The sequence below is a fragment of the Ensifer sp. GW101-20A05 genome (assembly GCF_059424735.1).
On sequence record NZ_JBWKZT010000001.1, the window covers coordinates 892,148 to 913,005 of the forward strand.

At 62.7% G+C, this 20,858-nt stretch carries 25 protein-coding genes; 11 read left to right on the forward strand and 14 right to left on the reverse strand.

Annotated elements, in window-relative coordinates; all coding sequences use genetic code 11:
* Window positions 1–157 precede the first annotated feature (157 nt).
* Window positions 158–1,420, reverse strand: coding sequence for an ABC transporter substrate-binding protein (locus tag AC070A_RS04485; RefSeq protein WP_113479269.1), 1,263 nt, complete (start codon window positions 1,418–1,420; stop codon window positions 158–160).
* Window positions 1,421–1,783: 363 nt separating this feature from the next.
* On the opposite strand from AC070A_RS04485, the gene AC070A_RS04490 reads away from it, so the two are divergent.
* A complete protein-coding gene (locus tag AC070A_RS04490) occupies window positions 1,784–2,806 on the forward strand; it encodes a substrate-binding domain-containing protein (protein ID WP_058320794.1) in 1,023 nt (340 codons plus the stop codon).
* Window positions 2,807–2,825: 19 nt separating this feature from the next.
* Here AC070A_RS04490 and AC070A_RS04495 read toward each other — a convergent pair whose 3' ends face one another.
* Together AC070A_RS04495 and AC070A_RS04500 are read right to left on the reverse strand one after the other, a co-directional pair.
* Window positions 2,826–3,167: a DMT family transporter gene (locus AC070A_RS04495; RefSeq protein WP_058320832.1), complete on the reverse strand. Its 342-nt coding sequence runs from the start codon at window positions 3,165–3,167 to the stop codon at window positions 2,826–2,828.
* 17 nt (window positions 3,168–3,184) lie between these two features.
* Window positions 3,185–3,745: a TetR/AcrR family transcriptional regulator gene (locus AC070A_RS04500; RefSeq protein ID WP_058320793.1), complete on the reverse strand. Its 561-nt coding sequence runs from the start codon at window positions 3,743–3,745 to the stop codon at window positions 3,185–3,187.
* A 140-nt stretch (window positions 3,746–3,885) separates the two neighbouring features.
* Between AC070A_RS04500 and AC070A_RS04505 the strand changes: the two genes are divergently transcribed.
* Window positions 3,886–4,278: a globin domain-containing protein gene (locus AC070A_RS04505; protein WP_057249082.1), complete on the forward strand. Its 393-nt coding sequence runs from the start codon at window positions 3,886–3,888 to the stop codon at window positions 4,276–4,278.
* A gap of 5 nt (window positions 4,279–4,283) precedes the next feature.
* On the forward strand, window positions 4,284–4,652 hold the full coding sequence (locus AC070A_RS04510; RefSeq protein ID WP_112994616.1) for a DUF423 domain-containing protein: 369 nt from the start codon (window positions 4,284–4,286) through the stop codon (window positions 4,650–4,652).
* Window positions 4,653–4,745: 93 nt separating this feature from the next.
* On the opposite strand, the gene hmuQ is transcribed toward AC070A_RS04510, so the two are convergent.
* The 5 genes from hmuQ to AC070A_RS04535 form a co-directional block, all read right to left on the reverse strand.
* Window positions 4,746–5,060, reverse strand: coding sequence for a heme-degrading protein HmuQ (gene hmuQ, locus AC070A_RS04515; RefSeq protein ID WP_112994617.1), 315 nt, complete (start codon window positions 5,058–5,060; stop codon window positions 4,746–4,748).
* A 198-nt stretch (window positions 5,061–5,258) separates the two neighbouring features.
* Window positions 5,259–5,525 (reverse strand): hypothetical protein, encoded by a 267-nt coding sequence (locus AC070A_RS04520; RefSeq protein ID WP_093234897.1) that lies wholly within the window; start codon window positions 5,523–5,525, stop codon window positions 5,259–5,261.
* A 28-nt stretch (window positions 5,526–5,553) separates the two neighbouring features.
* Window positions 5,554–5,967 (reverse strand): DUF2325 domain-containing protein, encoded by a 414-nt coding sequence (locus AC070A_RS04525; RefSeq protein ID WP_057249078.1) that lies wholly within the window; start codon window positions 5,965–5,967, stop codon window positions 5,554–5,556.
* 210 nt (window positions 5,968–6,177) lie between these two features.
* Window positions 6,178–7,092: a cell envelope integrity protein TolA gene (gene tolA, locus AC070A_RS04530; protein WP_112994618.1), complete on the reverse strand. Its 915-nt coding sequence runs from the start codon at window positions 7,090–7,092 to the stop codon at window positions 6,178–6,180.
* Window positions 7,093–7,154: 62 nt separating this feature from the next.
* Entirely contained in the window at window positions 7,155–7,592 is a 438-nt protein-coding gene (locus tag AC070A_RS04535; RefSeq protein WP_112994619.1) for a hypothetical protein, read from the reverse strand.
* Window positions 7,593–7,800: 208 nt separating this feature from the next.
* Between AC070A_RS04535 and hemP the strand changes: the two genes are divergently transcribed.
* From hemP to AC070A_RS04570, 7 genes are all read left to right on the forward strand, one after another.
* Window positions 7,801–7,980, forward strand: coding sequence for a hemin uptake protein HemP (hemP, locus tag AC070A_RS04540; RefSeq protein WP_176907420.1), 180 nt, complete (start codon window positions 7,801–7,803; stop codon window positions 7,978–7,980).
* Between the two features lie 10 nt (window positions 7,981–7,990).
* Window positions 7,991–9,052 (forward strand): hemin-degrading factor, encoded by a 1,062-nt coding sequence (locus tag AC070A_RS04545; protein ID WP_162727989.1) that lies wholly within the window; start codon window positions 7,991–7,993, stop codon window positions 9,050–9,052.
* A 20-nt stretch (window positions 9,053–9,072) separates the two neighbouring features.
* Window positions 9,073–10,023, forward strand: coding sequence for a heme/hemin ABC transporter substrate-binding protein (locus tag AC070A_RS04550; protein WP_113479271.1), 951 nt, complete (start codon window positions 9,073–9,075; stop codon window positions 10,021–10,023).
* Window positions 10,010–11,128 (forward strand): FecCD family ABC transporter permease, encoded by a 1,119-nt coding sequence (locus AC070A_RS04555; RefSeq protein WP_112994622.1) that lies wholly within the window; start codon window positions 10,010–10,012, stop codon window positions 11,126–11,128. Before AC070A_RS04550 ends, AC070A_RS04555 begins: the two co-directional genes overlap by 14 nt.
* An 8-nt stretch (window positions 11,129–11,136) precedes the next feature.
* Complete coding sequence (locus AC070A_RS04560) at window positions 11,137–11,928, forward strand: heme ABC transporter ATP-binding protein (RefSeq protein WP_112994623.1); 792 nt, start codon at window positions 11,137–11,139, stop codon at window positions 11,926–11,928.
* 201 nt (window positions 11,929–12,129) lie between these two features.
* Window positions 12,130–12,498, forward strand: a complete 369-nt coding sequence (locus tag AC070A_RS04565) for an ElaB/YgaM/YqjD family protein (RefSeq protein ID WP_112994624.1) — start codon at window positions 12,130–12,132, stop codon at window positions 12,496–12,498.
* 129 nt (window positions 12,499–12,627) lie between these two features.
* The gene (locus tag AC070A_RS04570) at window positions 12,628–13,059 is read left to right on the forward strand and encodes a hypothetical protein (RefSeq protein WP_113479272.1); all 432 of its coding nucleotides are present in this window, start codon (window positions 12,628–12,630) and stop codon (window positions 13,057–13,059) included.
* 32 nt (window positions 13,060–13,091) lie between these two features.
* Here AC070A_RS04570 and AC070A_RS04575 read toward each other — a convergent pair whose 3' ends face one another.
* The 3 genes from AC070A_RS04575 to AC070A_RS04585 form a co-directional block, all read right to left on the reverse strand.
* A complete protein-coding gene (locus AC070A_RS04575; RefSeq protein WP_058320783.1) occupies window positions 13,092–14,594 on the reverse strand; it encodes a sensor histidine kinase in 1,503 nt (500 codons plus the stop codon).
* Window positions 14,595–14,806: 212 nt separating this feature from the next.
* Window positions 14,807–15,361: an RNA polymerase sigma factor gene (locus AC070A_RS04580; protein WP_057249069.1), complete on the reverse strand. Its 555-nt coding sequence runs from the start codon at window positions 15,359–15,361 to the stop codon at window positions 14,807–14,809.
* An 8-nt stretch (window positions 15,362–15,369) separates the two neighbouring features.
* Window positions 15,370–15,564, reverse strand: a complete 195-nt coding sequence (locus AC070A_RS04585) for a NepR family anti-sigma factor (RefSeq protein WP_058320782.1) — start codon at window positions 15,562–15,564, stop codon at window positions 15,370–15,372.
* 135 nt (window positions 15,565–15,699) lie between these two features.
* Between AC070A_RS04585 and AC070A_RS04590 the strand changes: the two genes are divergently transcribed.
* Window positions 15,700–16,494, forward strand: coding sequence for a response regulator (locus AC070A_RS04590; protein WP_057249067.1), 795 nt, complete (start codon window positions 15,700–15,702; stop codon window positions 16,492–16,494).
* A gap of 481 nt (window positions 16,495–16,975) precedes the next feature.
* Here AC070A_RS04590 and AC070A_RS04595 read toward each other — a convergent pair whose 3' ends face one another.
* From AC070A_RS04595 to AC070A_RS04605, 3 genes are all read right to left on the reverse strand, one after another.
* Window positions 16,976–18,559 carry an FGGY-family carbohydrate kinase gene (locus AC070A_RS04595; protein WP_112994626.1) on the reverse strand — a complete coding sequence of 528 codons (1,584 nt, stop codon included), beginning with the start codon at window positions 18,557–18,559 and terminating at the stop codon, window positions 16,976–16,978.
* Window positions 18,560–18,588: 29 nt separating this feature from the next.
* On the reverse strand, window positions 18,589–19,257 hold the full coding sequence (locus AC070A_RS04600) for an HAD family hydrolase (RefSeq protein WP_058326447.1): 669 nt from the start codon (window positions 19,255–19,257) through the stop codon (window positions 18,589–18,591).
* Between the two features lie 104 nt (window positions 19,258–19,361).
* Window positions 19,362–20,846, reverse strand: a complete 1,485-nt coding sequence (locus tag AC070A_RS04605) for a mannitol dehydrogenase family protein (protein ID WP_093234888.1) — start codon at window positions 20,844–20,846, stop codon at window positions 19,362–19,364.
* Between the last annotated feature and the right edge of the window lie 12 nt (window positions 20,847–20,858).

The following is a 20,858-nucleotide window of genomic DNA, read 5'->3' on the forward strand; positions in this document are numbered from 1 at the left end:
GGAACGACGCCACCAGGCAATTCCAGGAAAGTGTGAAGCGTTTTCCCATCCAGAATTGCTTGCTTTCAAAGCACTTGTTCAGAGCGCTGGGCGTCGTCGGCGATTGCTCGGTGGAGCGAGGGAAGGCCCGGAGGCGCTCCCCTCGCCCCCGGGAGGATTACCAGCTATCGCCCTTCATCTCGGTGAGCTCGACTTCGAGCAGTTCCAGGTTTTCCGCAGCCGTGCCGTTGCCGGAGAGCGAGTTATGGACCGCATTCCAGAACTTGGCCGAAACCTCGTTGTACTTGACCTTGGTGACCGCCGACGGGCGCGGCACGGCGCTCTCGAAGATCGGCTTCCATGCCGGCATGAACGGCTGGGCCTTGGCGACCTCCGCGTCGTCGTAGAGTGCGGCAATCGTCGGCAGATTGGAGAGCTCGATCGCCCTGCGCTTCTGCACCTCTGCCGAGGAGAGGAATTTGGCAAGCGCGATCGCTGCTTCCTGGTCGTCGGAATATTTGGAGACGGCGACGTTCCAGCCGCCGAGCGTCGAGGACGGCTGATCGCCATCGGTCGCCGTCGGCAGCGGCGTCACGGCAAACTTGCCTTTCACCGCGCTGTCGTCGCCATTGCCGAGCGCATAGGCATAGGGCCAATTGCGCATGAAGACGGCATTGCCCGTCTGCCAGACGCCGCGTGATTCCTCTTCCTGATAGGCGAGCACGCCCTGCGGCGAAATCGTGCCGACCCACCCCTTGATGCGGTCGATCGCTGCGGCCGCCTTCTCGTTGTTGATCGAGATCGTGCCATCAGGCTCGACGATCTGGCCGCCGCCGGACGATTTGATCCATTCGAGCGCATTGCAGGTCAGCCCTTCATAGGCGTTGCCCTGGAAGACGTAGCCCCAGAGGTCGGCCTGGCCGCCGGCGCGTTCCTTCTCCTGGATTTCCTTGGCGGTCGTCGCCAGTTCATCCCAGGTCTTCGGCGGCGCCTTGCCGTACTTTTCCAAGAGGTCTTTGCGATAGAAGAGCGCCGGCGCATCGGTGAAAGCAGGCAGGGCCACGAGACGGCCGTTGACCGTCTGCGAGGCGATGATCGACGGGAAGTGCTGTCCGGCGACATCCTTCGCCGCCTCCGTCAAGTCGACGAACTGGTCGGCAAGCTGCGGCGCCCAGACGACGTCGGTCTGGTAGACGTCCACATCCTTGTTTCCGGCGGCGAGCCATAGACGGTACTGGCTGAACTGCTCGCTGCTCGACGGCGGCATGGTGACCAGGCTCACCTTGTGCCCCGTCTGCTTCTCGAAGATGGCGAGCTGCTCGCGGATGAAATTGACGTTCTTGCCGGTCGTGTTGGCGGCGAGCGAGAGCTCGGCGGCGCTGGCCGTTCCGGCTGCAACGACTGCGGCACAAAAACTCAGGGCATTGAGCATGGTTGTCATTGGGTCGACTCCTCCTGTTCCCCCTCCACCGCACGAAAGCTCCTCAGCAAATTCGAAAGCGGTTTGGATTGAAAAAAGTTGGCAGAAGACGGAAAAACTGTCAATCCATACATCAGAAAAAGTCGTTCGGCCGTGAATCATTTAAAATAATTATTTTATTTCAATATTATAACGGATGAGGAGAAATTTCACCCGCACCTAACAACAACCCCATAAAATCAAAGGGGAACTGCATTAATTTAAAACGGTTTGGTAAAATTCCATCGTGGTTCGAGGCGCTGCATGCACGCGACAAACCGATTGTTACCGGCAACGAAGGTGTATACTTCTGGGACCGGGCTAGGCTGAGGAAACGCATACCGAATGAAACTGAGGGAGTTCGCACAACAACTGGGCCTTTCGCCGACCACCGTCAGCCGAGCGCTGAGCGGCTATCCCGAGGTCAGCGAAAAGACGCGCAAGCGCGTGGCCGAAGAGGCAACTCGCCTTGGCTATCGTCCGAACATCAATGCCGTGAGGCTCGCTACCGGTCGCGCCGGTGCGATCGGCGTCGTCATGGGGCGCTCCGGCGAATTCCATTTCTCCGAATTCATGGGCGGCCTGGCCGAGCGGCTCGGCACCGAGGACATCGACATCCTCGTCAGCCCGATGGATGACAAGAACCCTACGGGCGAAATCCAGCTTTACAGCCGGCTCGCCGTCAGCGGCCGCGTCGACGCCGTGATCGTGCATTCTCCCGAGCCGAACGACGAACGCATCGCACTCCTGCACAAGCTCGGCATGCCCTTTCTCGTCCACGGTCGATCCGATATCGACGTGCCGCATGCGTGGCTCGATATCGACAATGAGGGCGCCATCCGCCGCGCGACCTCGCATCTCATCGATCTCGGCCATCGCCGCATCGCCATGATCAACGGCAGGCAAGGACGCACCTTCTCGCTTCACCGCGACAAGGGCTACCGCGACGCGCTCCAGGCGCGCGGGCTCCCGTTCGATCCGCGCCTCGTTGCCCACGGCAACTTCACCGACGAACTCGGCTTCCGCTTCGCACGCTCCTTCCTGGAACAAACGCCGCGGCCGACGGCCTTCGTCGCAGGCTCGATGATGACGGCCCTCGGCATCTATCGGGCGGCGCGGTCCATAGGCCTGGAAATCGGTCGCGAAGTCTCGGTCATCGCCCATGATGACGTGTTCCCCTACCTGACGGCGGAAAACATGGTGCCGTCGCTCTCGGCGACGCGCTCTTCGATGCGCGCGGCCGGCGCACGCTCGGCCGATCTCGTGCTGCAGCTTCTCTCAGGCAGGCCGACCGAAGAGGTTCACGAACTCTGGCCGGTGGAACTGATCCTGCGGGAATCGACCGCACCCCCGCCAGAGGGCGCCTGAGGACTGGCCGCCGACCGCCTCAATGGAAGGTGGACTTGGAGAACAGGTTGAGCACAACCACGCCGGATATGATGAGGCCCAGCCCCAGGATCGCCGCCAGGTCGAGTTTCTGCCCAAAGGCGAAGTAACCGACGAGCGAAATCAAGACGATGCCGAGCCCGCTCCAGACCGCATAGGCGATGCCAACAGGGATGAAGCGCAGCGTATAGGACAGGAAGAAAAAGGCGATCGCGTAGCAGACGACCATGATCACCGTCGGCCCCAGCCGGGTGAAGTGCTGGGCCGCCTGCATCGCCGAGGTGCCGAGCACTTCAAAGACGATCGCTGCAACCAGGACGGTGTAGAGCATGGCGGGGTTCATGACGGACTCCATCCGGGTTACTGCGCCGAAAGCGCTTTGAGGTTTTCAACAAGGCCGACCCGCGCCGCCGCATCGAGATCGTGGCTCTGCATCAGATCCGCCAGCCAGACGCCGTCGCAGGCAAAGCGGGCAAGCACGCAGCCGGTCGAGGCGTCCGTTTCTGCGAACTCCGTTGATCGCCGGCGGACCCAGTCGCGCCAGCGGCTCTTCAGATGCGGCTCGGCAATGAGGGCGATCGTCAGCATGCGCCAGCCCGGTACGTCGGTCGCCGGGTCGAGCGCGAAGCAGACGTCGATATAGGCACGGGTAAAGCGCCCCTTCGCCACCGGATCGTGCGCCATCGCCGCCTCGATCTCACGATCGAACCGCGTCACCAGGTCGTCGAACAGGCCGTCGAGCAAAGCGAGCTTGTTCGGGAAGTGGTGCAGCAGCCCACCCTTGCTGACGCCCGCCGCCTGCGACACGGCATCGAGGGTGATGCCTGCCACCCCCTGCTCATGCGAAAGGCGTGCAGCAACCTCCAGCAATTGCTGGCGCACCTGTTCCGGTTGTTTCTTACGGCGATGAGCTTCGGTCATGCCTCATAAAGATACCGTCTGGACGGTTTGTCAAGAGGGACCTTGATCGACCGCGATGAAACGCCGCAAACCGGTACTCTGAAAATCGTTGTCCGCCTCGTCGCCGCACGCTAGGACCGCAGGGAATGAAGGACGCGAGCATGGCGGAAACGGAAACCACGACCCTCTACGAAGCGATCGGCGGCGACCCGACGGTTCGCGCGCTGACCCGCCGCTTCTACGAGCTGATGGACACGCTGCCGGAAGCGGCACGATGCCGCGCCGTGCATCCGCCCGACCTTTCGGGCAGTGAAGAGAAATTCTACGAGTACCTGACCGGCTGGCTTGGTGGACCGCCTATTTATGTCGAGAAGCGCGGCCATCCGATGCTGCGCCGCCGCCATTTCGTCGCCGAGATCGGCCCCGAGGAGCGTGACGAATGGCTGCTCTGCTTTACCCGAGCGCTTGAAGAAGCGATCGCCCATCCGAAGCTGAGGCAGATCATTCTCGACCCGATCACCCGCCTCGCCCTTCATATGCAGAACAAGGAATAGCGGTGATGTCGCACAGCGGATTTCGCGCAACGACGCTTTTTGTTGCCGGTTTGATGGGCCTGACCGGCGTTGTCAGCGCGGCCGCCGCTTCGCACGGCGACAATCCAAGATTGCTCGCCGGCATTTCCGCGATGTGCCTGGCGCATGCCCCGGCCTTGGTCGCGCTCTACGCAGCCTGGCCGAGCTTTCGCACGGCGGCCGCTGCGGCCTTGCTGATTGCAGTTGGAACGGCGCTGTTCTCGGCGGATCTCGCCATGCGCCACATCTCGGGTCACGGCCTGTTCCCGATGTCCGCTCCGCTCGGCGGCACGACGATCATGGCGGGCTGGCTTGCCGTTTCCCTCGGCGCCTTCCTGCCGCGAAAGACAGCCTGAGAAAAAAATCACCTCCCGAATGGACCCATTTGGGAGGTGAATGGCATATAAAATCAAAAATTTACGCGGCCGATCGTGCGCGGGGCCGCCTGATCAGGCGCCTTCGACGGCCGAAAAACCTTCGAACTTCGGCGGACCGAGATACATCGCCTTATTGTCCCCGGCATTCCTGTGCGCCGCACGAAAATTCTCAGACTTCGTCCAGGCTGAAAACGAATCCCTGTCCTTCCAGACTGAATTCGAAACGAAGAGCGTATAGCCCTCCTCCGGCACGCTGTCGCCGCGCAGCAGGTGGAAGGAAACGAAGCCGGGCATTTCCGAAAGACTGGAATCGCGCCCTTTCCACACGGCCTCGAAGGCCTCTTCATGGCCGATGGCGATACGGAAACGGTTCATGGCAACGTACATCTTGGTCTCCTACCGCGACCTTGAACTACTGCATAATTCCGAACGGAAAACCGCTTCGCACTTTTCCTGGAATTGCTCTCTTACTGAAAGGCGCAACTCCGGACGGAAAACCGCTTCGCACTTTTCCTGGAATTGCTCTCTTACTAAAAGGCGCAACTCCGGACGGAAAACCGCTTCGCACTTTTCCTGGAATTGCTCTTATGCGCTTTCCTTCTTGCGGGCGGCATCGTTTGCAGCCCGCGGAAAGGCGAGAATAGTTCCTTCCTTCGGCTCTGCAAGACCGAGAGGGTCGCGAACCGGCGGGCGCGTCTGCCAGGTTGGAAACTCGGCGACGTTGGCGTCGTCCAGCATGCGCGCGCGGCGCGTCAGGATCTCGTAGAGTTCAGGCACCAGGCCATCGCCATGCTGCGCCGCCAGCTTGTGCAGACCGATCATCATGCACAGGTCAGGACGTTCTTCGTTCATTGCAAACTCTCGTCTTGTCTTGGGAGGGTTACCGCTCGTCGCGGCTGGCGGTGAGGTCCTGAAGTGCCCGCTCCAGGCTCGATTTCGAGCCGTTGCGCAGCGGCACGAAGGCCTTGCCCCACTTCTTGCAGCCGGTCTTCACGCGAAGACACGCGTCATGGCTGATGCAGTCGATCGGGCAGAAGACGCAGTCGACCGACGGCAGCACCCGGTCGATACGGGAAACGGCTTCGCGCAGGCCGCCATCATGGTGAAGCAGCTCGGCGCCAAACGAGCTGGCGATTTCGCGTAAGTGCGCCACCTGACAATCGCGGCCGCCGACATAGAGAAAACTGCGCCCTTCGAGCGTTGCCTTGCCGGCCTCCTGGCGGGCTTCGGTCGGTTCTGAACCCGAACGACCCTTGCCATTCTTCGCCGCATTCTGGTGACGCTTGCCGCGCATGCAATCCTCTCCGCCTGATCGTGCGACAAGGGCCTTCAAGGGGCAGCCGGTCGCATCGGGACATCATCTCGACACACACCCTTAGGCTGCGTGACGAGCGCAACCTATTAAACTTGATCAACGGAGTAAAGTATAAACATGAGTTTTTTCATCATATTTTTTCAACCAAATCCCGGCCCGCACAAATGAGCATACGGAACGGCGCCCGCCTCAGCGGACGCTGGCAACCATCGGAACGATGAAGGATTTGGAGCTCGGCCCCCCGGCAGGAAAGGCCGGGAACGGCGCCGCATTGCGCACGGCATCGACGGCTGCGTCGTCGATGGCGGGAGAACCTGAGCTGCCGGCGACGTTTACCCGGGTCAGCTCACCGTTGGCGGTCAATGTGAAGCGGACGGTCGCCGTGCCGGAAACGCCTTCGCGCCTTGCCGAAGACGGCACCTTGAATCTCCGCATGATCTTCCTGCGGACCTTGCCGTCATAATTTTCCATATTGGCATTGCCGACCTCGGATGCGCGGCTGTTGCCGGTCGCGGCTGCGGCACTGCCGCTTTCCTGGCCGTCCTGCTTGCCCTTGACTTGGTTCTGCGCCTGCTCGCCCTTGTCACCCGTCTTCTTGCGGGTCACTTTCTTTTTCTTGACCGGCTCCTTCTTCGGTTCCGGCTTTTCAACCTTCTCCTTCTTGGGCTCTTCGATCTCGGGTTTTTCTTCAGGCATCACGGTTTCGACCGGCGCAACACTCGCCGTCACCACGGCCTCGGCGACCTGAAGGGTCGGCATCTCTTCAGCCGGCAAAATCACGTCAGCCTCGGTCGCGGCCAGATCATGCGGCTGTTCGGCAACGATTTCCTGAGTTGTCGACGTGAGATCTTCGACGGGCGATATCTCCTCCGGCTTGACCTCATCCGGAACGTCCTCGGTCGGCTCGACGATCTCCGCAGGATCGCCGGATTGTAGTGTCTCTTCAAAGGCATCGCCAAGGATCGCGACCTCGGTCGCCTCTCCGCCGAGCATGAGGGCATGCTCTTTTTCCGGCGGCCTTGGGCCAAACAAGGTAGCAAGCACGACGCCATGCGTTGCAAGCGAGATGATGGCGGCCCCAGCCCAGATGACGATACGCTTCATTACAGCCTTACCTTCGCCGCACCGGGCGGCGCAAACTTCACGCTCCGAAGGAGCGGCCTCACTTAGCCCTTGAGTTCCACCGCCGATTTCGAGCCGGTCTTGATACCGCTCATGCAGGCGCCGGGCTGCACGCCGTTGCCGACGCAGGCCGTCGCATCATTGATCAACAGGCTCTTCACCGCATCGCAGTTGGTGCCGGGGAGATCAAACTGGCGAACCTTGGTCTTGCCGGCGGGCAGATCGCGGAAGTCGAGCACGGCCATGCGCTCGACGAGGCCCTTCTGGTCGAAGATCACGAACTCGAAGGAAACCTTGCTCAGCGACTGCGCAAGCGCGTTGCCGGCGACAAAGGTGAGCTTGCAGCCCTTCTGCGACGGCGCGACGTCGTTCAACTCGATCGTCAGCCCGAGGGCGGGCACAGCCTCCTGAGCGTTGACACTGCCCGCAGCAATGAAGGCCGCAAGCGCAACGGAAACAATTGGAAGGCTGGAAAACTTCATATCGACATCACCCCAAAGGTTGCAGCGAACCACCGAACGAGACCCGCACGCCCTTGTCCACAAGCCGGCAACAACTAACTTGAGTGCATAAGTCCGGTATTGCGTCCATAAATAAATATGAGTAATGAAGTCAAGATAGTAAACGAATTGCACGGCAGGAAATGCTGGAACAACAGCGCGGCCTGCCCTCTCGAAACGGCCAAACGCAGTGACCAACGACAGTGACCTTGCACGCCCCTCCGAGCCGCCGATCCAGGCCGGGCGCGCGCAGCGGATTATCGAAAGTCGCGAACTTTTCGGCAGCGAAAACGAGATCCTCATTTCCCACGACGGCGCGATCTACCGCATGAAGATCACCCGCCAAGGCAAACTGATCCTGAACAAATAGGCAGATGAAAATGACCGAGAGCCTCCGCCCCACTGCTTCCGAAATCCGCGCCTACCGCGCCGAGAACCCGAAGATGCGCGAGCGTGATATCGCAGCCCAGCTCGGTGTTTCCGAAGCCGCTCTCGTTGCTGCCGAATGTGGGCTGACCGCCGTGCGCATCGATGCCGACGCCAACCGCTTCCTCTCGCGCGTCGAGGAACTGGGCGAAGTCATGGCGCTGACCCGCAACGAAAGCGCGGTCCACGAGAAGATCGGCGTTTACGAGAAGATCACCACCGGCGAGATGGCGAGCATCGTGCTCGGCGAGCAGATCGACCTCCGGGTCTTCCCGAGCGCCTGGGCACACGCTTTCGCCGTGACGAAGACAGACGACCAGGGTGAAGCCCGCAAGAGCCTGCAGTTCTTCGACAAGTGGGGCAACGCCGTGCACAAGGTGCATCTGCGCCCGGAATCGAATGTTGCCGCCTATGACAAGATCGTCGCGGACTTCCGCCTTGCCGACCAGGCGCAGGACTTCAGCGCCGACGTGAGCGTGCCGGCAGCCGACGACAAGCCGGAAACCGTGGTCGATGTCGTCGAACTGCGCGACCGCTGGACGAAGATGACGGACACGCACCAGTTCCACGGCATGCTGCGCAAGCTGAAGATCGGCCGGCGCCAGGCGCTCAGCAACATCGGCGAGGATTTCGCCTGGCAGCTCGACCCCTCCAGCATCGAAGCCATGATGCGCGAGAGCGCCGAAGTCGAACTGCCGATCATGTGCTTTGTCGGCAACCGCGGCATGATCCAGATCCATTCCGGTCCGATTGCCAAGATCGCGCCGATGGGCCCTTGGCTGAACGTCATGGACCCGACTTTCCATCTGCATCTGCGCACCGACCACATCGCCGAACTCTGGGCCGTGCGCAAGCCGACGGCCGACGGCCATGTCACTTCGATCGAGGCGCTCGACGCCAAGGGCGAGATGATCATCCAGTTCTTCGGCAAGCGGAAAGAGGGTCTCGCGGAACGGCCGGAATGGCGCTCCATCGTCGAAGACCTGCCGCGTCTCGACACGACTGTCGCCGCCTGAGGACAGGATAGGACACTCAGATGATCAAGGGTCTCGACTTCCGACGCCTTCGCCGCTGGGAACTGGCGCTTGCCGCCTTCGCCCTTTCGGCTCCCTTCCTGTTGCCGGCGGTGGCACCCAGTGCCCCCTCCTTCATCCGGCCGGCGATGGCCGAGGACATGCAGAAGGTCGACGTCTCGCGCGTCGTTTCGGTCGGCGGAGCGATCACCGAGATCATCTATGCGCTCGGCGAGGAAGGTCGCCTCGTCGGTCGCGATTCCACCAGCACCTATCCGGAGGCGGCAAAGGCGCTGCCGGATGTCGGCTACATGCGCCAGCTCGCACCGGAAGGCATCATCGCCGCCAACCCGAGCGCGATCATCGCCGTCGAAGGCAGCGGTCCGCCGGAGGCGTTGGCGGTGCTGAAGGAAGCGAACATCGCCTTTACCAGCGTGCCCGAGGCCTTTGACAAGGCCGGCATCCCCGCCAAGATCCGCGCCGTCGGCACCTTCCTCGGTGTCGAGGAAAAGGCCGAAACCCTGGCAAAGAGCGTCGAGGCCGATCTCGATGCGGCAGTCTCCGAGATTGCCGCCCGTCCGGAAGCCGAACGCAAGCGTGTGCTCTTCATCCTGAGCACGCAGGGCGGAAAGGTCATGGCATCGGGTCAGGGAACCGCCGCCAACGGCATCATCGAGCTATCAGGCGCCATCAATGCGGTCGACACCTTCCCCGGCTACAAGGCGCTGACCGACGAGGCGATCATCGAGGCCAAGCCCGATGTCGTCCTGATGATGGACCGCGGCGGCGAGCATTCCGCCAAGGCGGCCGAACTCTTCGCCCTGCCGGCGCTGAGCCTTACGCCTGCCGCCAAGAACAAGGCACTGATCCGCATGGACGGCCTGCATCTGCTCGGCTTCGGCCCGCGCACCGCAAGCGCCATCCGCGAACTGAATGCCGCAATCTACGGGAAGAAGGCCAATGCCTCGCAGTGAGGCATTGGCCCGCGGCATGCGCCTGACCGCTTTTGCCGGCGATATCCGCAACGAATGGCGCTCGGGCAACCGCTCGCGGCTGGCGCGTCTCGTCATCGCCGCCCTCATCGCGCTTGCGGTTGCGACCTTCATCGGCTCGATCATGACCGGTGCCGCCGACGCGTCGCTCGCCAACGTCTGGCGCTGGCTGATGGGTGAGGCCGACCAGGCCCTGAGCATCCGCGACCGCATCATCATTCTCGATATCCGCTTGCCGCGCGCCGTGCTCGGCATGCTCGTCGGCGCTTCGCTCGCGGTTTCCGGCGTCGTCATGCAGGGCCTTTTCCGCAATCCCTTGGCCGATCCCGGCCTCGTCGGCGTGTCCTCAGGCGCGAGCCTAGGCGCCGTGCTGCTGATCGTGCTCGGAACCGCCGCCTTCGGGCCGCTCTTCGCGCTGTTCGGCTTCTATGCGTTGCCGGTGGCAGCCTTCGTCGGCGGCCTCGTCACGACGCTGCTGCTCTACCGTATCGCCACCCGCGGCGGCCAGACGTCGATTGCCACGCTGCTGCTCGCCGGCATTGCGCTCGGCGCGCTGACCGGTGCGGTCACCGGCGTTCTCGTCTTCAGGGCCGACGACAAGCAATTGCGCGACCTGACCTTCTGGGGGCTCGGCTCGCTGGCGGGGGCCAACTGGACGAAGATCCTGGCCGCTTCGCCGATCATTCTCACTTCGCTCGCCGTTACCCCTTTCCTGGCGCGCGGGCTGAATGCCATCACGCTCGGCGAAGCGGCCGCCTTCCATATGGGCATTCCCGTCCAGCGGCTGAAGAACATCGCAATCGTCAGCGTCGCGGCGGCGACCGGCGCGTCCGTCGCCGTCAGCGGCGGCATCGGCTTCGTCGGCATCGTCGTCCCGCACCTGCTGCGGCTCGTCATCGGCCCCGATCATCGCTATCTGCTGCCCGCCTCGGCGTTGCTCGGCGGCACGCTGTTGATCCTCGCCGACATGATCGCCCGCACCATCGTCTCTCCGGCGGAACTGCCGATCGGCATCGTTACCGCCTTTATCGGCGCGCCGTTCTTCCTCTGGATCCTGCTGCGCGGCCGTTCGAACATGGGACTCTGAGCGAAGCCATGATCAACGTTTCCAATCTCTCCGTCCGCCTTGGCGGGCGACCCGTCATCCACGGCGTCTCGCTCGAGGCGCTGCCCGGCGCACTGACCGCCATCGTCGGCCCGAACGGCTCCGGCAAGACCACGACGCTGAAGGCGATCTCCGGGGAGCTTTCGCCGTCGAGCGGAACGATCCGCATCAATGGCCGCGACCTGCGCGGGCTGAAGCCATGGGAGCTCGCGCTGATGCGCGGCGTGCTGCCCCAGTCGACGGTCATCTCCTTCCCCTTCACCGTGCGCGAGGTCGTGAGACTGGGTCTTGCCGCCGGTGCCAATGCGGATCCCGCCGTGCACGACCGGGTCACGGCCGGGGCGTTGGAAGCGGTGGACCTGGCCGGCTTTGCCGGACGCTTCTACCAGGAACTGTCGGGCGGCGAGCAGCAGCGCGTGCAGCTTGCCCGCGTCCTCTGCCAGATCACCGATCCGGTCATCGACGGCGAGCCGCGCTACCTGCTGCTCGACGAACCGGTGTCGAGCCTCGATATCCGCCACCAGCTCGGGATCATGCAGCTCGCCCGCAAGTTCTGCGAGCGCGGCGGCGGGGTCGTCGCGGTGATGCACGACCTCAACCTGACGGCCATGTTCGCTGACCGAATGGTGATGATGAAGGCCGGCAAGGTCCGCGCCAGCGGTGCACCCCGCGAGGTCCTGACCGACGAGACGATGGAAGCCGTCTTCGGCTGCCGCATGCAGGTGGGTGTCGCACCGGCGCCGCACGTTCCGTTCGTCCTGCCGCAGACAGCATCGCTCTGACGCCACGCCCGCGGATCCGGTAGATGCCTGTTGGGGCGTCCGGATTTCTCAAGCCTCAACACCAAGATTTATCGAAACAATTTCCGCACTTGTGCGTTGTTCTCCCGAAGCGCCGGCAAGGGCCTCTAGTTGTGCTCGCCGGTTCCATCAGACAGCGCCGACCGTTCGCGGCCGGCGCATGCGTGAAAGGGAGTACCCATCATGACGCCTAGCCTCTTCTCCGGCTCGAGTTCGCGATCGAAAAAAAGCAACGGCAAGCTCGCCGATATTTCCATCGAGGAACAACTCGGCGAGTTGCGTAGTGATGTGGCAACGCTCGTCGCATTGCTCGCCGATCGTGGAGCGGCCGCCTCAAAGCAGGCACGCGGCAAGGCGCAGGACGCCCGTGAACAAGCCGAAGCCGGCATCAGCGAATTGCTGGCAAGCGGCGAAGACCTGTTGGCCGAACTTCGCGACCGTTATGCCGGCACGGAAAAACAGGTTCGCCACGCAGTTCGCGAGCATCCCCTCGCCACGCTCGGCGCCGCCGCCCTGATTGGGCTCGCGGTGGCGGCGCTGCTTCGGCGCTGACTTGCAGTCGGTCGAACCGGACCCGCGGGCAACGGCTCGCGGTTTCGAACGAGATGAGAAAAAGCATCTAGGTTTTCCGCCCGTATCCCGACCTAGCCTAAGAGGCCCTATCACGACGGGGAGTAACGCATGGGACCATTGACGGCCGCCCTGGCCAGCCTCTTGGCCGCCGATATCAGCGCCGCCGCCTCTCGTGTGAAGCGCAACGCAGCCCTATGGAGCGTCATAGGGCTGTTGCTCGTCACCGCCTATGTCTTCGCGCTAGCCGCAGCCTTTCTTTATCTCAGCGCGCGCTATTCCCCGGTCGCGGCCGCGGCTGCAATCGCCGGCGCTCTGGTCGTCACCGCGCTGGTGCTGACGGGCGTCCTCGTCTCTCTGCAGAACCGTGACCGACGACGCCAGGAAGAACGCCGCCGTCGCACGCAAATGCAGACCAATCTGACCCTGCTCGCTGCCGCCGGCATCCTGCGTAAACAGCCGCTTCTCGCCGTCGCGACGGCTGTTGCGATCGGCGCGCTTCTCGGCACCGGCAAGCGACGCCGACGCAAACACAACGACTGATGCCAGTCGTCTCAATGGCGGGTGAGGTCCGGTTAGAGCGGCAACCGGATCAGCGCCGTGACCCCGGCGGGGAGGTACTCCACCTTCACCGAACTGCCCAGCACCTTGTCGAGGCTGCGCTCGATGAGGATGGAGCCGAAGCCGCGCCGCTTTGGCTCGCGCACCGGCGGCCCGCCGACCTCGGTCCAGGTGAGATGAAGAACGGTGTCGCCGTCTTCGACGACGTTTCGCGCCGTCAATACCACCTTGCCTTTCGGCACCGACAGCGATCCGTATTTCACGGCGTTGGTTGCAAGCTCGTGCAGGACCAGCCCGAGGCCGACGGCCTGGTCGGGACCAAGCGACACTTCGTCCTTGTGCAGTTCGATCTGGTCCGCATAGGCGCTCACATGCGGCAGCAGTTGCTTGGCGATCAGGTCGGCAAGCCGGATGGTGCCCCACTCGTGATCAGAGAGCAGACCATGCGCCTCGGAGATCGCCTGCAAGCGGCCGGCAAACGCGGTCATGAATTCGGCCGGGTCGCTCGTCTGGCGAAGCGTCTGGCGCGCAAGCGATTGCAGCATGGCCAGTGTGTTCTTGACCCGATGATTGAGCTCCTTGAGCAGGAGCCGAGTGCGCTGCGCCGAAGCCTGCTGGTCGGTGACATCGATCGTCACGCCGATGAAGGTAAGCGGATTGCCCTTGCCGTCCCGGTCGTGCACGCGGCCGCGGCCAAGCAGCCAGCGACCGGTATCGCCAATGCGGAACATGCCGTCATATTCGTCGTCAGCCTTCATCGCCTGGCGAAGCTTGGCGAAAGTCGCGCCGCGGTCGTCGACGTGGATCGCGCCGAAGATGTCCCGGACGCCAACCGAACGCTCGGCCGAAAGTCCGAACATGCGTTTCAATGCGCTGTTGCCGGCGATCGCACCTGAGCGGATATCCCAAAGCCAGCTGCCGATGTTGGCCGCTTCGAGCGCCATCGCGTGCCGCTGCTCCTCGCGCGACAACGCCGCCTCCTTTAGAGCGCGCCGACGGGCTTCGTCCTTGACCTTGAAGAGCGAGGCTGCGAGCGCGGCAAGCCGGCATAATTGGTGGATGAGCGGTTGCGACACCTCAGCGCGCGGCTTGTCGTCGAACACACAAACCGTGCCCACTGCCTGCCCGTCGAGCACGATCGGCGCACCGGCATAGAAGCGCAGAAATGGCGGCCCCTTGACCTGTCGGTGACGCGCGAACCGCGGATCGGTCGAAGCGTCGAGCACGACGAGGCTGGAGTCGGCCGCAGCGGTCACATGCGGGCAAAACGCGTCTTCGGATGGGGCACGGGTCTCATCGGTGCCGACAGCCGCCTTGAACCACTGCCATTCGCGGTCGATCAGCGTCACCAGTGCGATCTGAGCGTCGAAAAGCCCGGCAGCAATTTCGACGATCCCGTCGAAATCCCGATCCGGGATGGCCATGTCGGGCACGGTCGCATGCAGAACGCCAAGACGCTCGGGCGCGTCGAGCAGCTTCGTCACGGGCGGGTCCGTTTTCTCTGTCCTCACGTGCATACGGTCTCAATTCTCAATCTGAACGAGATGAGGAAGCCCTGGCGATCCACCCGCATCCCGCTCGATTCTGGAGCGTCTCGCCCCAAAATCGTCATCACTGCGCATTCGTCAGTCGATGCCAGCCGTCACGGCGTGTCCCCCTTGGGCTCAAGCCGCCAGTGAAAGCAGGACACCGCCACTTTTGCAACGGTGTCCTGCCCGAAATTCTTCCCTCAGGAGATGAAGGCCCGCGACGTGATCGGAGCCGAGGTTTCATCCGGCCCGTAGTCGTTTTCACCCTTCACCTGCAGGATATCCTGCAGCCGCTGACGCGCGCGGTTGACCCGGCTCTTGATCGTGCCAAGGGCACAGCCGCAGATCGTCGCCGCCTCCTCGTAGGAGAAGCCGGAAGCTCCGACCAGGATGATCGCTTCGCGCTGGTCCGGCGGCAGCATCTCGAGCGCGCGCCGGAAATCCTGCAGGTCGAGCGAGCCGTATTGCTCGGGATGATGGGCCAGCGACTCGGTGAAGTGACCGTCGGTGTCCTGCACCTCGCGCCCGCGCTTGCGCATCTGGCTGTAGAGCTCGTTGCGCAGGATCGTGAAGAGCCAGGCCTTCATATTGGTGCCCATCTCGAAATGGTCCTGCTTCGCCCAGGCCTTCATGATCGTGTCCTGCACCAGATCGTCGGCACGGTCGTGGCGACCGATCAACGACATGGCGAAGGCACGCAGGCTCGGCAAGGCGGCAAGCATCTCTCGCTTGAAATCATTTTTTTCGGACGACATTCTGGCACTTACTCCCTGCCCTGCAGCGCCGATTGCTGCTCGGCTGCGTCGAGCTTTTCCAGAAGATCGAGAAAACGCGCGGGTATCGCCTCTTCCTGCACGGACTGATAAAGCGCTTTCAGCTTTGCTGCGATCTGCGCATTTGGGTCTTCTGTCCATAAGGTCGTGCCGGTAGTCCGCCCTGCCCCTGTTTTATATTTCATTGTCAAACTGTCGCCTTCGAGTGTCCATAGCCGCCATAACGCAGCAGAAAATTGAAATGTTCCCTCGCGGAACCTTTTTTTACGTCCGGCGTTCTCGCAACGTCACCGTAGAAAGATACCCGAGGGAGTTCCCCTATGACATTGTCCACGCGGATAGCACCGCTTCTGCCGTATCTGCGCCGCTATTCGCGCGCGCTGACCGGCTCGCAGACATCAGGCGACGCCTATGTCGCTGCCGTTCTCGAAGCGCTGATCGCCGACACGTCGATTTTCCCGGAAGCGAGCAATGATCGCGTTGGCCTGTTCCGGCTCTTCACCTCACTTTTCGGTTCCTCGTCCGTGCTTGTGCCAGAACCGATCTCGCCTTTTGCCTGGGAACAGCGCGCATCGATCAATCTCGCAACCGTTTCGCCCCTTGCCCGCCAGGCCTTCCTGCTGGTCTCGGTCGAAGGTTTCCGTCCCGAGGAGGCCGCCGAGGTTCTCGACGTGTCCACCGATAAGGTCGGCAGCCTGCTCGACCGCGCCTCGCAGGAAATCTCGCGCCAGGTCGCGACCGATATCATGATCATCGAGGACGAACCGCTGATCGCCATCGATATCGAACAGATGGTCGAGAGCCTCGGCCATCGGGTCACCGGCATCGCCCGGACGCGCGACGAAGCGATCGCCCTCTACAAGAGGACGCGGCCAAGCATGGTGCTGGCCGATATCCAGCTCGCCGACGGCAGCTCGGGCATCGACGCGGTCAACGACATCCTGAAGACGAGCGCCATTCCGGTGATCTTCATCACCGCTTTCCCGGAACGGCTCCTGACCGGCGAGCGGCCGGAACCGACCTTCCTGGTCACCAAGCCGTTCAACCCGGATATGGTCAAGGCACTGATCAGCCAGGCGTTGTTCTTCAACGAATCGACCAAGGCGGCGGCCTGAGTGCAACCTGCATGTTTCCTTTGATCGCAGACGGTCAAAGGCAAGAACATGGAGGTCATTCAAAGGGCTACAGCGTCGCGCGTCACAAAGGGCCGCGACGCCGTAGTCCATTCTACCGTTTCGTCGAAGCGGCGAAATAATGGCCGGTTTTCCCGAAATCAGCCGTTCCTGATATTTGCGCCACTTCCCGATATTCGCGCGGAGGCACACTCGCCGGCGCGACTTCATGTCAGCCGGCCTCACCCCGCCGTTTCACATTTCCCGCAGCATCTCTTTGGCTTACCCCGGAAACACGACAGCCAGTGCCGAGGGAAGGCACTGGCTGGTATGTGCAACTCACTCGGGGAGTGTGAGTTGTAGGCCGGCGGTCTGCCTCCGGCGCGGCATTGGGGGCTATGCGCGCCACCGTCCGGTCGCAAACAGAATGCGCGACGGGGCAAAAGGTTCCAAGCACCCGCCCTGACCGTTTCGGCCTACCGCTTCACTGCATCTTGTCGAGTTCGTCACGATGGCGGTAGAGCGCCAGGAAGCGGCGGTAATCGCGGTCATAGGTGCCGCGAGCACTTGTATTCGGCAGGCGCTCGTGCCCCTCCGACGCCATTTCCGCCCCTGCGGCGGCGAGATCCCGGTGGATGCCGCCGGCAACCGCAGCCGCCATCGCCGTACCGAGCAGCACCGCGTCCGGTGCCTGCGGGGCAACCACACGGCAGCCGGTCACATCGCAGTAGAGCTCCATCAGAAGCGTGTTGCGCACGTGGCCGCCGGTGACGTGCAGGGTGTCGAGCTGGTAGCCGACCTCGCGCATCATCTCCAGGATGTGACGGATGCCGAGCGCGATCGCAACGCAGCTGCGCCAATAGAGACGGCAGAGCGCATCGAAGGAGGAATCGAGGGGCAGGCCGCTGATAACCCCGAGCCCATGCGGATCGGCGAGCGGAGAGCGGTTGCCGTGGAAATCGGGAAGCACATGCAGGCGATCGGCAAAAGCGGCGCCCTGCTCGGCGCGCAGTTCCTGCACCCGGGCGATGATCCGGCCGTGGGTCTCTGCCGTCGGTTCAATGCCGCCGCCATGCAGCCGCACGATATGGTCGAGCAGCGCACCTGTCGCCGATTGCCCGCCCTCGATCAGCCAGGCGCCCGGAAGAACCGCTTCGTAATAGGGGCCCCACATGCCGAAGCCCGGCTTCATATCCTTGGAAAAGGCGACAATGCAGCTCGATGTACCGGCGATCAACGCGAGTTGTTTTTCGAGCTTCTCCGGCTTCCCGATAAACTCGCCGACGACGCCGAGCGCACCGGCATAGGCGTCGATCAGACCCGGCGCCACCTGGCAGGCTTCGTCGAGCCCAAGCTCTGCGGCGGCCGCAGCGCTCAAATGACCGACCGAGCTTCCGATCGGCAGTGTTTCTTCCGGCAGCCCGCCGCGTTCGATGAGATCTTCAAGCCCGATCTTTTCGAGATAGTCCGGCTGCCAGCCGCGCTTCTCATGCGCCAGATAATTCCACTTCGCCGTCAGCGTGCAGCGCGAACGCGCAGCGCTGCCCGTCGCCCGCCAGGAAAGATAGTCGGCCAGATCGAAGAAGAAACCCGCCTTCTGCCATTGTTGCGGCAGATTGCGCTTCAGCCACATCAGCTTCGGCATTTCCATTTCCGGCGACATCACGCGGCCGGAGAAGTCGAGCACCGGATGGCCGGTCGCCGTGCAGAAATCTGCCTCGGCGAGCGCCCGATGGTCGAGCCAGACGATCGTGTCCCAGCGCGCCTCGCCCTTGCGGTTGACGGATAGCGGCTCGCCTTCGCGGTCGCGCACCACCAACGAGCAGGTGGCGTCGAAGCCGATCGCGGCAACGCTTTCAGCGGCGATCCCGGCCTTGTTCTTGGCCGCCTGGACCGCGCCACAGACGGCGCGCCAGATATCTTCGGAATCATGTTCCGCGTGGTTTTCTTCCGGCCGGTTCATGGCAATCGGCAGGTCGGCACGCGCGAGCAGCGTGCCCTTCCGGTCAAAGATACCGGCGCGCGCACTGCCGGTGCCGACATCGACCGCAACGACGAATTCACGCATCAATGAAAGTCCCGCCCCTCTTGTCCCTGCTATCGGCGGACAAACTGTAACAATTCGCCCATGTCGTCAAACAGCACGTCGGGACCGAGATTCGCGAGACTTTGGCGGTGCCGGTCGGATCGGGCATGGCTGCCGCCGGCAAAGGCGAAGACCCGCATGCCCGCCGCCTTCGCCGCTTCGATACCCGCCGGACTGTCCTCGACGACGACGCAATCCCTGGGCGCGAAACCCATTTCGCGGCTCGCATGCAGGAAGAGATCAGGCGCCGGCTTGCCGTGTTTCACCATGGTGGCGGAGAAGATATTGGGCTCGAAGAGGTCGATGAGCCCGGTGACGGTCAGCGACAGGCGGATGCGTTCCGGCTGGCTGGACGAGGCGACGCAACACGCACCCTCGAGCCCTTCGACCGCTTCGCGGATACCTGCAATCGGCTGCAATTCGGTGCGGAAGCGCTGATACAGACGAAGGCGCATGCCCTCGAGGAAGGCATCGTCGGTGGCAAGGCCATATTCGTCGTGGAGGATCGCCGACATGCTTTTCAGGCTGCGCCCGAGAAATCGTTCCGTCGCTTCTTCGGCGGTCATCGGAACGCCGGCGGCCGAGAGCACGTCCACCAGCACTTCCAGCGAGATCGGCTCGCTATCGACAAGCACGCCGTCGCAATCGAAAATCACCAGCCTGGACGCTGTGTCCGCCATCGCACCCTACCCCTTACAGCTACGCGCGATAGAAGGCGCCAAGGTCGCTGTAACGCTTTGAATTGGCGCATAATCTCGTCCCTGGTTCGATGTGATCCAGGGAATTATGCGGTGAGCTTGTCGTCCAGATAAAGCTGGAGCGTAGCGCGCGTACCCCTTTCCCAGAGGGTTTTCAATGCATGGCTGAAACGGCGGCGGAAGAGATCGGAGCGCGCGACATCGCCGAAGATATCGCCGAGCTCCAGGAAGGCCACCGGATCGTTCTTGGCAGCAAGCGCCGCCTTGTTCAGCCGGTCGGCGCTCTGGTCGTTGAAGACGATCGCCTTGCCGCTGTCGGACGTGCCGGCGAAGTAGCGGCACCACAGTGCCGAAACCAGCGACAGACCGACGACATCTTCGCCGCGCGCTAGGCGATCGGCCGTCGACGGCAGGATGAATTTCGGCTGGCGGTTGGAACCGTCCTGCGCCAGACGCGGGATCGTGTCGCCGATCTTCGGATTGGCAAAGCGCGTCTCGATCAGCTTGTAGTAATCGCCGAGATCGGTGTTCGGCACGGGCGGAATGACCGGAATGATCTCGTCATGTTCAAGCTTGGCAAGAAAGGCACGGATCAGCGGCTCTTCCATCGCCTCATGCACGAAATGAATGTCGAGCAGAGCCGCCGGATAGGCGATCGCCGCATGGCCGCCGTTGAGGATGCGGATCTTCATGTGTTCGTACGGCGCGACGTCGGGCACGAACTGGACGCCGACCTTCTCCAGCGCCGGACGGCCGAGCGGGAAATGGTCTTCAAGCACCCATTGCTTGAATTCCTCGCAGAAAACCGGCCAGGCGTCCTCTATGCCGTAATCGTCGGCGACAATGCCGATTTCACGTGTGCCGGTTGCCGGCGTGATCCGGTCCACCATGCCGTTCGGGAAAGCGACATTGGCATCGATCCAGTCAGCGAAATCAGCATCGACGAGCCGAGCAAGGCCGGAAACAGCGGCATGCGTGACCTCGCCATTGCCGGGAATGTTGTCGCAGGACATCACGGTGAAGGGCGGAACGTTCTTGTCGCGGCGCGCTTTCAGGCCGGCGACGATCAGTCCGAACACGGTCTTCGGAGCAGCCGGGTTCTGCGCGTCGGCGACGATTGCCGGATGGGTCGGGTTGAATACACCCGACGCCGGATCGATGAAATAACCGCCTTCGGTGATCGTCAGCGACACGATGCGGATCGCCGGATCGGTCAGCCTCGCGATGATCGCCGGGATGTCGCCTGGTTCCAGATAGTCGATCATCGCGCCGGTGATATGGGCGCCGGTGCGGTTGTTGTCCTGCTCGACGACCGTCGTCAGGAAATCCTGCGCCGCGAGTTTCGCCCGCATCGTTGCATCGGAGGCAAGTACGCCGGCACCGATGATGGCCCAATCCCGGTCGTGGCCGGCATTGAAGAGATCGTCGAGATAGACGGCCTGGTGCGCCCTATGGAAGTTGCCGACGCCAAAATGCACGATCCCCGCCGTCAATTGCGACCGGTCGTAGTTCGGCACGCCGGCCTTGGCCTTGATCGTGTCGAGGGCGGCAAGTGAGAGTTTGGTCGTCATGATCCCGTATCC

Bases quoted from the DNA above. Each gene is read 5' to 3' on its own strand.
- AC070A_RS04560 (WP_112994623.1), top strand. From the start codon at position 11,137: ATGATCAACGTTTCCAATCTCTCCGTCCGCCTTGGCGGGCGACCCGTC.
- AC070A_RS04565 (WP_112994624.1), top strand. From the start codon at position 12,130: ATGACGCCTAGCCTCTTCTCCGGCTCGAGTTCGCGATCGAAAAAAAGC.
- AC070A_RS04595 (WP_112994626.1), bottom strand. From the start codon at position 18,559: ATGCGTGAATTCGTCGTTGCGGTCGATGTCGGCACCGGCAGTGCGCGC.
- hmuQ (WP_112994617.1), bottom strand. From the start codon at position 5,060: ATGTACGTTGCCATGAACCGTTTCCGTATCGCCATCGGCCATGAAGAG.
- AC070A_RS04545 (WP_162727989.1), top strand. From the start codon at position 7,991: ATGACCGAGAGCCTCCGCCCCACTGCTTCCGAAATCCGCGCCTACCGC.
- AC070A_RS04505 (WP_057249082.1), top strand. From the start codon at position 3,886: ATGGCGGAAACGGAAACCACGACCCTCTACGAAGCGATCGGCGGCGAC.
- AC070A_RS04555 (WP_112994622.1), top strand. From the start codon at position 10,010: ATGCCTCGCAGTGAGGCATTGGCCCGCGGCATGCGCCTGACCGCTTTT.
- AC070A_RS04525 (WP_057249078.1), bottom strand. From the start codon at position 5,967: ATGCGCGGCAAGCGTCACCAGAATGCGGCGAAGAATGGCAAGGGTCGT.
- AC070A_RS04580 (WP_057249069.1), bottom strand. From the start codon at position 15,361: ATGTCGTCCGAAAAAAATGATTTCAAGCGAGAGATGCTTGCCGCCTTG.
- AC070A_RS04490 (WP_058320794.1), top strand. From the start codon at position 1,784: ATGAAACTGAGGGAGTTCGCACAACAACTGGGCCTTTCGCCGACCACC.
- tolA (WP_112994618.1), bottom strand. From the start codon at position 7,092: ATGAAGCGTATCGTCATCTGGGCTGGGGCCGCCATCATCTCGCTTGCA.
- AC070A_RS04585 (WP_058320782.1), bottom strand. From the start codon at position 15,564: ATGAAATATAAAACAGGGGCAGGGCGGACTACCGGCACGACCTTATGG.
- AC070A_RS04600 (WP_058326447.1), bottom strand. From the start codon at position 19,257: ATGGCGGACACAGCGTCCAGGCTGGTGATTTTCGATTGCGACGGCGTG.
- AC070A_RS04570 (WP_113479272.1), top strand. From the start codon at position 12,628: ATGGGACCATTGACGGCCGCCCTGGCCAGCCTCTTGGCCGCCGATATC.
- AC070A_RS04590 (WP_057249067.1), top strand. From the start codon at position 15,700: ATGACATTGTCCACGCGGATAGCACCGCTTCTGCCGTATCTGCGCCGC.
- AC070A_RS04510 (WP_112994616.1), top strand. From the start codon at position 4,284: ATGTCGCACAGCGGATTTCGCGCAACGACGCTTTTTGTTGCCGGTTTG.
- AC070A_RS04575 (WP_058320783.1), bottom strand. From the start codon at position 14,594: ATGCACGTGAGGACAGAGAAAACGGACCCGCCCGTGACGAAGCTGCTC.
- AC070A_RS04520 (WP_093234897.1), bottom strand. From the start codon at position 5,525: ATGAACGAAGAACGTCCTGACCTGTGCATGATGATCGGTCTGCACAAG.
- AC070A_RS04495 (WP_058320832.1), bottom strand. From the start codon at position 3,167: ATGAACCCCGCCATGCTCTACACCGTCCTGGTTGCAGCGATCGTCTTT.
- AC070A_RS04605 (WP_093234888.1), bottom strand. From the start codon at position 20,846: ATGACGACCAAACTCTCACTTGCCGCCCTCGACACGATCAAGGCCAAG.
- AC070A_RS04485 (WP_113479269.1), bottom strand. From the start codon at position 1,420: ATGACAACCATGCTCAATGCCCTGAGTTTTTGTGCCGCAGTCGTTGCA.
- AC070A_RS04500 (WP_058320793.1), bottom strand. From the start codon at position 3,745: ATGACCGAAGCTCATCGCCGTAAGAAACAACCGGAACAGGTGCGCCAG.
- AC070A_RS04550 (WP_113479271.1), top strand. From the start codon at position 9,073: ATGATCAAGGGTCTCGACTTCCGACGCCTTCGCCGCTGGGAACTGGCG.
- AC070A_RS04535 (WP_112994619.1), bottom strand. From the start codon at position 7,592: ATGAAGTTTTCCAGCCTTCCAATTGTTTCCGTTGCGCTTGCGGCCTTC.